General features: G+C 37.1%; 16 protein-coding genes. 7 read left to right on the plus strand and 9 right to left on the minus strand.

The features are described from left to right. Positions 1-67: 67 nt before the first annotated feature. From AN161_RS15095 to AN161_RS15115, 5 genes are all read left to right on the plus strand, one after another. A complete protein-coding gene (locus AN161_RS15095) occupies positions 68-553 on the plus strand; it encodes a hypothetical protein (RefSeq protein WP_241774579.1) in 486 nt (161 codons plus the stop codon). Between the two features lie 297 nt (positions 554-850). Further along, entirely contained in the window at positions 851-1192 is a 342-nt protein-coding gene (locus AN161_RS15100) for a MerR family transcriptional regulator (protein WP_241774580.1), read from the plus strand. Positions 1193-1224: 32 nt separating this feature from the next. Then, a complete protein-coding gene (locus AN161_RS15105) occupies positions 1225-2553 on the plus strand; it encodes a hemolysin family protein (protein WP_053595171.1) in 1329 nt (442 codons plus the stop codon). Positions 2554-2712: 159 nt separating this feature from the next. After that, on the plus strand, positions 2713-3117 hold the full coding sequence (locus tag AN161_RS15110) for a hypothetical protein (RefSeq protein ID WP_053595172.1): 405 nt from the start codon (positions 2713-2715) through the stop codon (positions 3115-3117). A 168-nt stretch (positions 3118-3285) separates the two neighbouring features. Continuing rightward, positions 3286-3735, plus strand: a complete 450-nt coding sequence (locus AN161_RS15115; RefSeq protein WP_053595173.1) for a helix-turn-helix transcriptional regulator — start codon at positions 3286-3288, stop codon at positions 3733-3735. 125 nt (positions 3736-3860) lie between these two features. On the opposite strand, the gene AN161_RS15120 is transcribed toward AN161_RS15115, so the two are convergent. Beyond that, the gene (locus tag AN161_RS15120) at positions 3861-4655 is read right to left on the minus strand and encodes a hypothetical protein (RefSeq protein WP_143114826.1); all 795 of its coding nucleotides are present in this window, start codon (positions 4653-4655) and stop codon (positions 3861-3863) included. 27 nt (positions 4656-4682) lie between these two features. Then, the gene (locus AN161_RS31070; protein ID WP_277815952.1) at positions 4683-4811 is read right to left on the minus strand and encodes a hypothetical protein; all 129 of its coding nucleotides are present in this window, start codon (positions 4809-4811) and stop codon (positions 4683-4685) included. A gap of 438 nt (positions 4812-5249) precedes the next feature. On the opposite strand from AN161_RS31070, the gene AN161_RS15125 reads away from it, so the two are divergent. Then, a complete protein-coding gene (locus AN161_RS15125; RefSeq protein WP_053595175.1) occupies positions 5250-6002 on the plus strand; it encodes a metallophosphoesterase in 753 nt (250 codons plus the stop codon). Positions 6003-6067: 65 nt separating this feature from the next. Here AN161_RS15125 and cyoE read toward each other — a convergent pair whose 3' ends face one another. Next, positions 6068-7018, minus strand: a complete 951-nt coding sequence (gene cyoE, locus AN161_RS15130; protein WP_053595176.1) for a heme o synthase — start codon at positions 7016-7018, stop codon at positions 6068-6070. A gap of 263 nt (positions 7019-7281) precedes the next feature. Continuing rightward, positions 7282-7464: a hypothetical protein gene (locus AN161_RS28910; RefSeq protein ID WP_143114829.1), complete on the minus strand. Its 183-nt coding sequence runs from the start codon at positions 7462-7464 to the stop codon at positions 7282-7284. 61 nt (positions 7465-7525) lie between these two features. Here AN161_RS28910 and proC point away from each other — a divergent pair, with 61 nt between their 5' ends. Then, positions 7526-8326 carry a pyrroline-5-carboxylate reductase gene (gene proC / locus AN161_RS15135; protein ID WP_053595177.1) on the plus strand — a complete coding sequence of 267 codons (801 nt, stop codon included), beginning with the start codon at positions 7526-7528 and terminating at the stop codon, positions 8324-8326. 106 nt (positions 8327-8432) lie between these two features. Here proC and AN161_RS28915 read toward each other — a convergent pair whose 3' ends face one another. The 5 genes from AN161_RS28915 to AN161_RS15150 all read right to left on the minus strand — a co-directional run bounded on the left by AN161_RS28915 (position 8433) and on the right by AN161_RS15150 (position 12803). Continuing rightward, complete coding sequence (locus AN161_RS28915) at positions 8433-8681, minus strand: hypothetical protein (protein WP_143114832.1); 249 nt, start codon at positions 8679-8681, stop codon at positions 8433-8435. Between the two features lie 209 nt (positions 8682-8890). Further along, positions 8891-9544 (minus strand): alpha/beta fold hydrolase, encoded by a 654-nt coding sequence (locus AN161_RS15140; protein WP_053595178.1) that lies wholly within the window; start codon positions 9542-9544, stop codon positions 8891-8893. Positions 9545-9620: 76 nt separating this feature from the next. After that, positions 9621-9794, minus strand: a complete 174-nt coding sequence (locus tag AN161_RS29710) for a hypothetical protein (RefSeq protein WP_158003034.1) — start codon at positions 9792-9794, stop codon at positions 9621-9623. 87 nt (positions 9795-9881) lie between these two features. Continuing rightward, on the minus strand, positions 9882-10439 hold the full coding sequence (locus AN161_RS15145; RefSeq protein WP_053595179.1) for a hypothetical protein: 558 nt from the start codon (positions 10437-10439) through the stop codon (positions 9882-9884). 183 nt (positions 10440-10622) lie between these two features. After that, positions 10623-12803 carry an EAL domain-containing protein gene (locus AN161_RS15150; protein ID WP_143114835.1) on the minus strand — a complete coding sequence of 727 codons (2181 nt, stop codon included), beginning with the start codon at positions 12801-12803 and terminating at the stop codon, positions 10623-10625. Positions 12804-13058: the final 255 nt, after the last annotated feature.

The raw sequence follows: 13058 nt of genomic DNA on the forward strand, positions 1-13058 counted from the left end.
CACATTTTTCTTTTCGTTAATATAGTAGTAACAACTTGCAATACTGGAGGGACTACTTGTGAAATGGATGACAAAGGTAGCTTGTATAACATGTTTTTGTGCCTTGCTAGCTGGCTGCGGGGATCGACTATCCGAAATTAAAGAAGCGGCTACAGGCATAAATTCAGCAGCAGACTCCGCAGCTAGTGCAGTTAGTCGTGATGTACATGCTATACGAGCAATTGCCATTAACTATAAAGACACATCTTTTACGGTTAATGACCTATTTAAAACTATTTTACGTGACACACGCATGGATTATGACGCTGAAAAAAGAGAGCTTCATGTGAGAGGCACATGGCAAGCACCACTATTTTATGAGCAGACGTGGGATGATACCATGAAAAAACAACTCGCTGAAACAGGTGTAGTAACTGTTACATGTACGATAATGAACAATAAAATTGATAGCTCTTCTACAAATGTAACACTTGTATTTAATGATGAAACAATTCTAGAAATGACTGGCGAAGATGCACTTCATCACCTATACAATACATATTTACAAAAATAAACTTCGTAGCTTTTCTAACATTTAGTCGTTAGAAAAGCTATATATTTTTGAAAAAAATTATAGTGTCATATTAATTAAAGTATGGTTCTTCGGCAAAACGAGGGGTTGATTTCCGTTCCAGGTACTCCCCAAAAGGGAATCTTACAATTTTGAAATATTGTACCCTATTATTTGAAAACTATTAAACCATCACGTTATAATCAAAGTATCACGTGATGGTTCGGAGGTGTTTGTATTGGGACAGAGAAATTAAAAATTGGTGAACTTGCAGAAATAACAGGCATTACAAAAAGAACAATCGATTATTATACAAACATTGGCCTGTTGGAAGCAGAACGTTCTACATCAAATTATCGCTACTATACCCCTGCAATGATTGAACGACTTCATTTTATTGAGCAACGCAAACAGGAGGGTCTTTCACTCATAGAAATACAACATGAACTAAACATCACTCCGTATGAAGAAATCGATGTACAAATGCTGCGTTTAAAAATGCAAGACTTAGAGCAGGATGTAACTTCTCTACTTGAACAAATGAACAAACAAGACAATAAAAATATTGAAAAGATTAAAAAAAATGTTTCACCCGAAAGTGTTGCACTCATGCAATCTTTGCTTTTACTTATTCATAATTAGGAGGTGACGTTCTGTTCATACAGAACGACTATTTGGAGACCATACTTAACTTATCGATTTTTACCATTTTATTAGCTTTTACTGGTTTTTTCGTGGCAACAGAATTTGCCATTGTCAAAGTACGTTCCTCAAGGCTTGACCAATTGATTGCGGAGGGCAATAAAAGAGCCATCTCTGCAAAGCATGTTGTCAGTCATTTAGACGAATACCTATCTGCCTGTCAGCTTGGAATCACTGTAACAGCACTTGGTATCGGGATGGTCGGTGAAAAAACCTTTGAATTTATGCTACACCCTCTTTTTGCAATGATCGGCATTTCAGATAAATATATGACGATTTTCACAATTGGTAGCGCTTTTGCCATTGCAACATTTTTACACGTTGTTATCGGCGAGTTAGCACCAAAAACTGCTGCGATTCAAAAGGCTGAAACGATTACACTTCGTTTTGCCAAACCTATTATGTTGTTCTATAAAGTGATGTATCCATTTATCTGGTTCTTGAACGGTTCAGCTCGAGTATTAGTTGGCCTATTTGGTATGAAGCCTGCTTCTGAGCATGAATTATCACATACAGAGGAAGAATTACGATTACTGCTATCTGAAAGCTTTAAAAGTGGTGAAATCAATAAGACAGAGCTGAAGTTTGTGAATAATGTCTTTGAATTTGATGAACGTATCGCTCGTGAAATAATGGTTCCTCGAACAGAAATTGCTGGCATCGAAAAAAATGAATCTTTTACAAATATCATTCATTTTATAGACGCTGAAAAATATACTCGTTATCCTGTTTATGATGGTGATCGTGATAATATTTTAGGCTTCATCAACGCGAAGGAATTGTTTACACACGGTTTGCTTGAGCAGCTAACAGACGATTCTTTAGTCCTTGAAGATTTCATTAATCCTGTAATTCGAGTAATTGAAACGATTCCAATTCAAAAATTACTTGTGCGTATGCAAAAAGAGCGAATTCATATGGCTATTTTAATGGATGAATACGGCGGGACATCCGGCCTTGTTACAGTCGAGGATATTTTAGAAGAAATTGTAGGTGAGATTCGCGATGAATTTGACGATGATGAAATTGCAGAAATCCGAAAAGTAAGTGATAATCACTATATTTTAAATGCAAAAATGCTTATTGAAGATGTTGAAAATCTATTAAATGTAACACTTGATGCAGAGGAAGTTGAAACATTGGGCGGTTGGTTTTTAACAGTGAATAATGGCATTAAAGCAACTAAAAATATCGAGTTAGCCTCATATGTTTTTAGCATATATGAGCAGCAAGGCCATCAAATTCATTACATCGAGGTTCGTCCCCTTCGCAAAACTGTACCCACTGTAATAGAAGCATAATACGATTTTCTTGATAGTTTATAACAACTTTAGCTTTACAATTATCATTCAAATAGGGCTATTTTAGTTTTTCCAAATACTTTTGCCTTATTCCATTAATAGGCATATCCATATATAATGAATATATGGATATGATTCTATTTTCAGGGGGCATCACAAATGAAATTGTTTAAACTTTATCATTCGGACGGTATTCACATCATTACCGACGTCAAAAAACACAAAACTAACATTGAATTAAAAACGATTACAGGTGAAGTATTATATATTATCGTTGTAACTGATGAAAACTATACAGTGTACGATGATCGCTTTGCTGGAGCTTCAAAGCAATTAAATTCTGTAGAGGCATTTGATATTGACGGAAATTTCCGTAGTCTAGATTTTGATAATATGCGTTCACTCTTCAAAGAGGCATTTACGAAGCTACTACAAGAGATCGCAGAATGTGTCAATGATAAAGATGAGCTAGTAGATATTGATACACTACGTCATAAAGTAAGCGCTCAAATTAAAGGAATCCATTTCCGCGTTATTTCTGATACGAAAAAATACGAACTTTAAATATCTAACAGACTGTCCAATGAATAGATTTCTGGGCAGTCTGTTTTTTTTCGTTGCAATTATTAATTGCATACCTACGTTTTAACGACAAATACTTGTGAAACAGAAACGCCACTTACTACTTTCATGTATAATTGTATGTAACTATCTGAAAGAAAGGGTGTTTGGATGAACCGTGAACAATTAATCACACTTATTTCAGAAAAACTGAAATTAATCCGTACTGAAAAAGATTTAACACAGGATCAGATGAGTGATTTACTAGGAATCTCTAAAAAAACACTTGTTCAAATTGAAAAAGGACGCATTCAAACTGGCTGGACCACAACGGTTGCGGTTTGCGCATTATGCCGAGAAAGCTCAATTTTACAGCATGAGCTCGGTGGTGACCCACTTGAGGTTGTCGACTTAATCGCTAATAATGGAACGTTACATCCTAGGGAAAAAACGATGGGCGGATACATATGGTGGAAATGCCTTAGCGAGTACAATGGTTATCGCCTACAACAAAACGTCATTAGTCAACATTTTCGAATTTTAGATAAAGACAACTATCGACTACTATCAACATTTGACGAGTCAATAGCCAAGCAAGCATGGGAAGAGCTTAATGAATAATTAAATATTATCTCGCGCTTTATAGTAGAATTATTATATCCAAAATCTTCTACTTTCAGCGCGATTAATACTACAGTCCGTACCTCCTATAATGCAAAAAATATCAGGCGTGTTAATCAGGCTCATCACCATAACATGTGGTTTTCTGTTCCGACTGGGCGCTTTGTTGCTGTCGCTTCGCTTTCGCACAGATAAAACATTGTTGCTGTCGCTTCGCTTTCGCACAGGTAAAATATTGTTGCTGTCGCTTCGCTTTCGCACAGGTAAAACATTGTTGCTGTCGCTTCGCTTTCGCACAGGTAAAATATTGTTGCTGTCGCTTCGCTTTCGCACAGATAAAACATTGTTGCTGTCGCTTCGCTTTCGCACAGATAAAACATTGTTGCTGTCGCTTCGCTTTCGCACAGATAAAACATTGTTGCTGTCGCTTCGCTTTCGCACAGATAAAACATTGTTGCTGTCGCTTCGCTTTCGCACAGATAAAACATTGTTGCTGTCGCTTCGCTTTCGCACAGATAAAACATTGTTGCTGTCGCTTCGCTTTCGCACAGATAAAACATTGTTGCTGTCGCTTCGCTTTCGCACAGATAAAACATTGTTGCTGTCGCTTCGCTTTCGCACAGATAAAACATTGTTGCTGTCGCTTCGCTTTCGCACAGATAAAACATTGTTGCTGTCGCTTCGCTTTCGCACAGATAAAACATTGTTGCTGTCGCTTCGCTTTCGCACAGATAAAACATTGTTGCTGTCGCTTCGCTTTCGCACAGATAAAACATTGTTGCTGTCGCTTCGCTTTCGCACAGATAAAACATTGTTGCTGTCGCTTCGCTTTCGCACAGATAAAACATTGTTGCTGTCGCTTCGCTTTCGCACAGATAAAACATTGTTGCTGTCGCTTCGCTTTCGCACAGATAAAACATTGTTGCTGTCGCTTCGCTTTCGCACAGTTAAAATATTGTTGCTGTCGCTTCGCTTTCGCACAGATAAAACATTGTTGCTGTCGCTTCGCTTTCGCACAGAGCAAAGCTTCCTGGGGGCGTCCGATGAGCCACTTGTGCCAATACGAGGTTGGTCACGAAGGCGTTATCACAGGACGTGATGCTTTTAGACAGACGAGACCCTGCACGGAGCGAATGTTTTCTGTGCGACAGCGATACTGTTTTATCTGCACGAAAACGAATGTCAGCGGCAACGCAGCGGCTCGACGCTCTCCCGCAGGAAAGCGAGTAGTCCGTAGCGGAAATCAGAGCCTTCTAATTAATTAAAATGGATAAAAATGGTTAATTTTTACACCTGGTAGCAAATAATTCTCTCCCCTCGCTATCCAAAACTATAGACAAATGAATAAGGAAATGGATTCACCTCGTCATATGATAAAGTGTAACTAGAAACTAGTGGGATGGAGTGATAACTTTACAATCAATCTTTTGGTGTAAAGTTAGATCAGTCGAATTTTATAGAACTATTCTCTATACTTAAAATAACTGCTCTAATACTGGAAAGGATGCTATTGGATGGATCGAATACTAGCAATTAGTGATATACATGGGGAATTAGAACTTTTTGAAGGATTATTATTAAAAGCTAATTATGATACTATGCAAGATCAGCTATTTTTACTTGGCGATTATATTGATCGAGGGCATGCATCTTGTGGTGTTTTAAACTTGGTCGGAGAATTGCAAGCAAAAGGGGCACGTGTTCTACTAGGAAATCATGAAGCGATTATGCTAAAAGCCTGTCGCTCTGGCCATCCTAAGCCTTGGAATCATTGGGTGGGACTTTGCGGTGGTGATGCAACACTTGCAAGCTATGGCTATCAATTAGACGATTTTAATGAAGCCATTGAAAACGATACATTACCTAGCTTTATTCAGACCTTACCAAAGCTCGAAGAACATTTACAACTTATCGAAACATTTGATACTTACATCGAATTAGAGGATGCCATTTTTGTACATGGCGGGGTCGTTCCTGGAGTAGCTATGGCAGAGACAGATCCTATGCAATTTTTATGGATTCGCGAAGAATTTCATGCAGGTTATCAAGGAGAGAAAACTGTAATCTTTGGACATACACCTACCTACAGGCTTCACCAAAATCCAACAGATTACAATGTCTATTTTGGTGAAAATAATATAATTGGTATTGATGGTGGAGCTGTTTTTGGAGGTCAATTACACGCATTAGAATGGCCAAGTCGTCAAATAATCTCGGTGGAAAAGGAAAAGCCAACAAGTGTAGATGAACTGCCCCCCAATTGTTAGACACTAACTAACAATTGGAGGCGCGTTCAGAATAACCTGTTGGCTTTTTGTGCTGAATGAAAGCATTAATATAATTTAAAAATAACGCCTACTAAAGAGTACACAATGACTGTTGAAAATAAAATTGTCATATGGATAAGTGAGAAAACAAACATTTTTGTCGCCCACTTTGTTTGATCTTTATTACTATGATAACCGTAAATACTCATAACAAGCCATGCAATACTTAGCAATAGCGCAACAAGCATAATGCCAACACTTAAAGTGCCAAATAAGAAGCTTGATAATATCAATAAGATTAAATAAAAGTTCGTTTGATAATAAGTACGGCGCATCCCTTTTACAACTGGAAGCATTGGAACTTTGGCCGCTTCATAATCGGCATGCTTACGGATGGCAATGGCATAAAAATGAGGCATTTGCCAAATGACTAAAACAAAAAATAGCCCAAGTATCGCAGGGTGTGTAATATCAGAAGAAACCGCAGCCCAACCAATTAAAGGTGGTATTGCTCCTCCTATACTACCGATTTCTGTATTATAAATTGTGCGTCGTTTTGTCCACATTGTATAGGGTACTACATATAAAAATAATCCTAGGAAGCCAAATGCCGCAGCTAATGGTGAAGCAAGCGCCAGCACAGCTACTCCGATAACGAGCATGGCAAAAGCTAAAGTCAACGTGAATTTCGCTGACATTTCACCAGTTACGGTTGGTCGACTTTGCGTACGAGGCATAAGAGCGTCAATGTCTCGATCATACACATTATTAAATGCCCCAGCAGCACCGATAACAAGTGCAGAACCAATCGTTGCAAAAATGATTTCAGGTATATTCTCTACAAAGGACATTTTATTTTTGTACATCCCTAAAGTTAAACCAGCCCACATAGGAATTAAATTTGATTTAATAATTCCTGTTTTTATAGTCTGCGCTAAAATAGTAGAGCGTGAGGACTTTCCTAATGATTTTTCGGAAGATTGAGGATTATGCTCCGTTTTTAGATTTTGTTCCATTCATCTTAATTCCTTTTCTCTCTAAATTTCTACACGCTTTACTCGATAGAAAGCGACAAAATTTGCAATCAATTATGCCTCGGCATAATTCCGTGACATCCGCCGGAGGCTTTAACTTCTTTCAGCGGGTGTTTGGACACCTGCTGAAAGAAGTTAAACATATCAAATTATAATTTTACCTCTTTTAGATAGAGTCTGTCTCCATGTTCACATAAAGTACATGATTTTCCTTATGTCTTTGTTTTCTGCTGAATAAACATCAATTACTTGCCGTTGTCGCTTTCACGTTTGGACACCTTGGAGTTAACAATCGCATTCATCTCCCCAACTAGTCTTCTACCGAAGGAAAATAAAGATACACGTTCATACACAACATCTTCTATAATACCACCGACTGACGTGAATTTGAACCTAATTGGCTTGATTCTTTGCATATTACTATTCAAGTAAAACAATCTACTCTATACTAATATGTATGTGTTAAGTAAATGAAGGAGTGTCTATTACGTGAAATACGGATTTATCGGCCTTGGAAATATGACTACAGCCATTATTAAAGGAATGTGCAAGAGTGGAGATTTCGATCCCACTTTTATTTATGGCTATAATCGTACCAAAGCAAAAACAACAAAATTAGCAACCTCTTACGGTATTCAAGCCGCAAGCTCTATTGAAGACATTATGTCAAATTGTGACGTCATTATCCTTGGTGTCAAACCCCAAATGCTACCAGATGTTTTACCAGAAGTGAAAAAGCATTTACAAGACAATCATGTTATTGTTTCCATTGCTGCAGGAAAAAATATTACATACTTCCAAGGTAATCTATCTGAAGTTACCCCTATTATTCGTGTAATGCCAAATATTAATGCTCTTATTGGTGCCTCCACAAGCTGCTATTCAGTAAGTGAACAAGTATCAGATGTACAGCTTCAGCATGTCATTTCACTTTTTGAAACAGTTGGCACAATTATCGAGGTGCCTGAACACTTATTTTCCATTTTCACAACAATTGGTGGTGCTTCACCCGCATTTACCTATATGTATATTGACGCTTTAGCACGTGCTGCTGTACGTGAAGGGATGCCAAAAAGCATGGCACTTGATATTGCAGCAAATGCAGTACTCGGCAGTGCAAAAATGATTTTACAATCGCAAGAACATCCATGGTCACTTGTAGATCAAGTATGCTCGCCTGGCGGGACAACAATTCAAGGTGTATCCTCATTACAAAGCAACCATTTTGAAACAACGATTCACGATGCAGTAGCTGCCGTGACTAGCAAAGATCGAAACTTATCAAAATAATTATTGATTGATACACTAAAAAATAAAACGAAACCGAGACATCCTTAAATGTCTCGGTTTTCTTTTTGTTGAAAAACTAATTATATCAATGGAATTAAGGGTAATTTTAAATAAAGTATAGCTCTTCGGCAAAGCGAGGGGTTGATTTCCGTTCCGACTGAGCGCTTTGTTGTTGCTGTCGCTTCGCTTTCGCACAGATAAAACATTGTTGCTGTCGCTTCGCTTTCGCACAGATAAAACTGCTGTCGCTTCGCTTTCGCACAGATAAAGCATTTGCCGCTGACGCTTCGCTTTCGCGCAGAGCAGAGCTTCCTGGGGGCGTCCGATGAGCCGCAAGGAGTCGCTCAGTCTCCACTCCAATCAACCACTGCACAAAACATGTACTTACTGTCATGTAACTTTAATTTATAGTGATAAAAACGAAACTTTAACATCACTGTTTTGCCTGCATAAAAGCGAAGCGTCAACAACATAAACGTAGGAACGGCTCAACATAACCCCTTAGGAGAATAGCCTTGAACGGAAATCAACTCATTTTAAGGATTTCCTTGACTATTTTATTTGTCATTGAATATTATCTTGTAATTCCTGTGCTAAAAATGCAGTTAAATCACGTAAATTTTCTGGTGTAACACCGTGACCATCTGGATACTGTTTAAATGTCACAGTAGCACCAAATTGCTCAAACATTTCTTTACTTTCAGCACCCCATTGCGAAGGGATAACATAATCATATTCACCATGAGAAATAAATGCATGCAAATGATTGACTGAGCGAATTGCATATTCCTCTGTCACGAATTTTGGTGTGTAGCCGCTTAATGCCACTATTCCTGTAATTAAATTCCCCATTGCAAAGGCAAGTGATTGTGCCAAAACAGCCCCTTGGCTAAATCCAAGCACGTACACTTTATGTGGATCAATTTGATATTCGTCAATTGCCTCTAGCACAAATCGTTGTAATGCAACTAACACTTTGTCAAAAATTTCACGGTCTGGTTTACCGACCTCTTGGATGGTGAAAAAAGCATAACCAGGCTTTTGTGTAATGGGTCCACGTAAGCTAAACACATGGCATTGCTCTTTAAAATCCTGCACTAATTGTGGTAAATCCTCTTCATTACTACCCATTCCATGCAATAAAAAGATCGCTGGATATTTTTTATTTGGATCCATATTCGTTGGTTGTGTATGTTTAAATGTAAATGGTGTATTCATCGATAAAATTCCTTTCAGGTGAGCTTAGTATCACCTTATTATACTGCATAACATATTAGCTATCATTTTTAATAAACTATAGGCTCCTCACCATAACGTGGCGTTGATTTCCGTTCCGACTGGGCTTTGCCGCTGACGCTTCGCTTTCGCGCAGATAAAACATTGTTGCTGTCCCTTCGCTTTCGCACAGATAAAACATTGTTGCTTTCGCACAGAGCAAAGCTTCCTGGGGGCGTCCGATGAGCCCCAAGGAGTCGCCCAGTCTCCACTCCAATCAACTTATATACATGACATACGTTTTAACAAATGTCACCCCAACTTGTAGTGATGAGTTAAACTATATTAATTTTGTTTTATTAATAATCCCGTCCGTGTGATAAGCTATATAACCGTTAATAATGCGAATAGTTTCTTGTGGATCTGCGTTAAATAGTACTTTTGATTCCTCTGGAGTTGAGACAAGTACCGTTAATAAATCTATGCGCATTGAGTGTCCAGCAGAGCTATAAGCATAATCGTATATTATATCTTCCTCTGTCATGCCTTCTGCCTCATACTGCTTGTGGAACAATTCTTTAGCAGCATCCATTTGGTCCGCGACCTGTTGACGAACTCGCATTTGATGCATCAAAAGCTCTTCTTCAAGTGCAACGGGCTTTAACCACTCTTTCTTTTCGAGCATTTTCAAAAATTCTTTTTCCCAAGCTTGCTCATTTTCAGTAAAATACAGCATATTCATCATTAACATATCCCAAAAGTCAATTTGAGATTGTGCTGATTTACGCTGTATCGCGATTGTCTCTTTAAAGTGCTCCTCAATCTTCGTAATATTCATATTGCGCACTAAATGATTACATACATTTTCAATAAATTTATTTACCACTTCTTGTGCCATCAAAAAACCCGTCCTTTATATCACAAATCATTTCCCCACTATCATACCATGATTGTAGAATATAAAGAAACGGGCATCGTATAGGCCTTCTTTGTAGGAAGTTGAAATAACTAATGATAAATTCTTTACATAGCTTCATACTACAACAGCCTCGTCATATGATGAGGCTGTTGTAGTGTCACTTTATACTTCAAATGCAGTAATTGAATCTAAAATACTCTTTGCATCCTTATGTAGCATTTGATAGTTTTCTTGTAATATATTTGGAGGTATCGGTTTACTGAATAGGAAGCCTTGTACAGTGTCACATTTGCTTGCTACTAGATATGATAACTGGTCTATCTCTTCTATTCCTTCTGCAACTACCTTTAACCGTAGATGCTTTGCCATAGAGAGAATCATGTCTACTAATGCCTTGTCTGTGGAATCCGATTGTATTTTTTGAACAAAAGATCGATCAATTTTTAAACAATCAATTGGGAAATCCTTTAAATAAGATAATGACGAATAGCCTGTCCCAAAATCATCTACTGCGATTGTAACCCCAAGTACCTTCAATTGGTGTAAAATCGTTGTCATATGATCGATATTGATGGTCATACTTTCTGTTATCTCTAGCTGCAAATATTGTGGATCTAATTGTGTTTTCTCAAGAACATTATGAATCATTTCAACTAAATTTTGCTGAAAAAGTTGGCCTAATGACAGATTGACCGCTACTTTAATCGGTGGTAATCCTGCAGCTTCCCAACCCTTTACTTGTTTACAGGCTGTTTCTAGCACCCATTGTCCTATAGGAATAATTAATCCCGATTCCTCAGCAATTGGAATGAAGACTCCCGGCGAAATCCAACCCTTTTTTGGATGCTGCCATCTGACTAAAGCCTCTACTGACCTAATTTGGCCCGATTGTAAATCAAGTTGCGGTTGATATTCTAAAAAAAGCTCTTGATTGACTAATGCATCGTGTAAATCATTTTCTAATAAAAGTCGTTCAGTCGTTCCGCTAGATATTGAAGACTCATAAAAACGTATACGCGTTGGTATTTTATGTGCTTCATGCATAGCATATAATGCAAATCTAACAAGTTCCTCTTCCCTATTAGAATCCGTTGGAAATAAAGCAATCCCAATATTTAATTGACTATTAAGTGAAAAATGTTGTATTTGGAATGATTCTTCCATGACAAATTGAAGCTGTTGACTTAGCTTGGTTAGTTGATCTGTATTATTCACCTCATCAATAAAAACGACGAAATAATCTTCTCTCAGTAAGCATAGTAGATACTCCTCTGGTAAAACATTTTTCAGCCTTTGCGCTATTAGATTTATCATTTGGTCCGCATATGTACTGCCTAAAGATGCTTTAATAGCCGAAATTCTTTCTATACCGATAGCAAGAATTGCCTTTTGTGATTTCGATATGTATAAATCTCTTTTTAATGATTCCATCAAAAAACGTTCATTTGGTAAATTCGTAATCTCATTATGATATGCCATATAATGCATCTTTTCACGAGATTTCTCTAAATGCTCTTGTGTATCAACTAACTGCTGAAAAGGTTTTTCAATAGAAGAAAAATAAATTGCTCTAAATAAAAGGTAAAATGCACTTAACTGAAAAATATGTCCAATAAAATTTTTAATATCATAGACATCTCGATAAATGGTAAATAGATAATCACTCATAATTAAATAAATCGCACTACCAAACAATAAAAATGCAGTTTTAGGTGCTTTTTCAAAATTTTTAAGCAACAGGACCATAATAAACAAATGCATCGCTACAGCTATATATTGCAAAGTATTTTTTAAAATAGTAGGGCCTTCACCTTCTATCATAATTGGTGGCAATATAGGCGTTGGAGCATAGATGACGACAAAACAACCTATGATTATTACAAACGGCAAACTATAAATAAACCAACGATAATTTGATTTGAGTTCCTTTTCCCTTATAAAAAAAATGATGAGAAAACCAATCGATAATAGTGATCGACTAAGCATGTAAAACCATGTTGATGCATACGGCGTACTCTCAATAATGAAAAATGGCATTCCTTTATAGGAGAGTGCATGAGCCATTTCTAATAAGCTAATGGTTAAAAATAAAGCCCCTGTATAGAGAACTCTATTAGATAAAATATAGGGCGTAATTAACCATGCCTGAATAGAAATCGACATTGTCACTACAGTAATAAGCATTTCCATCATTAAATGAATTGTTACATAATTGTTCTCTCCAAATATCCCGTAAAATTTATCACTACCCAAACCAATTACGATTAATAAAATCATTGATAATAGGATGAATTGAATGCTCTGCTTCACAAATGAAAAATCCTCATTAAATTTCCACATCATAACTCCCCTTCTTAATCTCAAATAATTTCAAACTTAGGATAATTATACTACAAAATTATCACGAAGTATCGACTTTTCAACTAAAAAAAGAGTAAAAATTAGGACTAAATATTAAAAAAATTTATCATTTTGGTTTTCTTCATCCTCCTCGAATTAGTTTTCACCAATTGGGTTTTTACGGACAGTTAAATTTTACACCTTACTTCTTTGTTTTTGTTGAAATGTTGAGATGGGAATCTTACTGCCCGTTAATGC

Source organism: Lysinibacillus sp. FJAT-14222, from assembly GCF_001278875.1.
Lineage (GTDB): Bacteria > Bacillota > Bacilli > Bacillales_A > Planococcaceae > Lysinibacillus > Lysinibacillus agricola.

Excerpts from the sequence above, each read along its gene's own strand:
- AN161_RS15095 (WP_241774579.1), top strand. The coding sequence starts at position 68 with ATGACAAAGGTAGCTTGTATAACATGTTTTTGTGCCTTGCTAGCTGGC.
- AN161_RS15110 (WP_053595172.1), top strand. The coding sequence starts at position 2,713 with ATGAAATTGTTTAAACTTTATCATTCGGACGGTATTCACATCATTACC.
- AN161_RS15115 (WP_053595173.1), top strand. The coding sequence starts at position 3,286 with ATGAACCGTGAACAATTAATCACACTTATTTCAGAAAAACTGAAATTA.
- AN161_RS15120 (WP_143114826.1), bottom strand. The coding sequence starts at position 4,655 with ATGTTTTATCTGTGCGAAAGCGAAGCGACAGCAACAATGTTTTATCTG.
- AN161_RS15125 (WP_053595175.1), top strand. The coding sequence starts at position 5,250 with ATGGATCGAATACTAGCAATTAGTGATATACATGGGGAATTAGAACTT.
- cyoE (WP_053595176.1), bottom strand. The coding sequence starts at position 7,018 with ATGGAACAAAATCTAAAAACGGAGCATAATCCTCAATCTTCCGAAAAA.
- AN161_RS15140 (WP_053595178.1), bottom strand. The coding sequence starts at position 9,544 with ATGAATACACCATTTACATTTAAACATACACAACCAACGAATATGGAT.
- AN161_RS15145 (WP_053595179.1), bottom strand. The coding sequence starts at position 10,439 with ATGGCACAAGAAGTGGTAAATAAATTTATTGAAAATGTATGTAATCAT.
- AN161_RS15150 (WP_143114835.1), bottom strand. The coding sequence starts at position 12,803 with ATGATGTGGAAATTTAATGAGGATTTTTCATTTGTGAAGCAGAGCATT.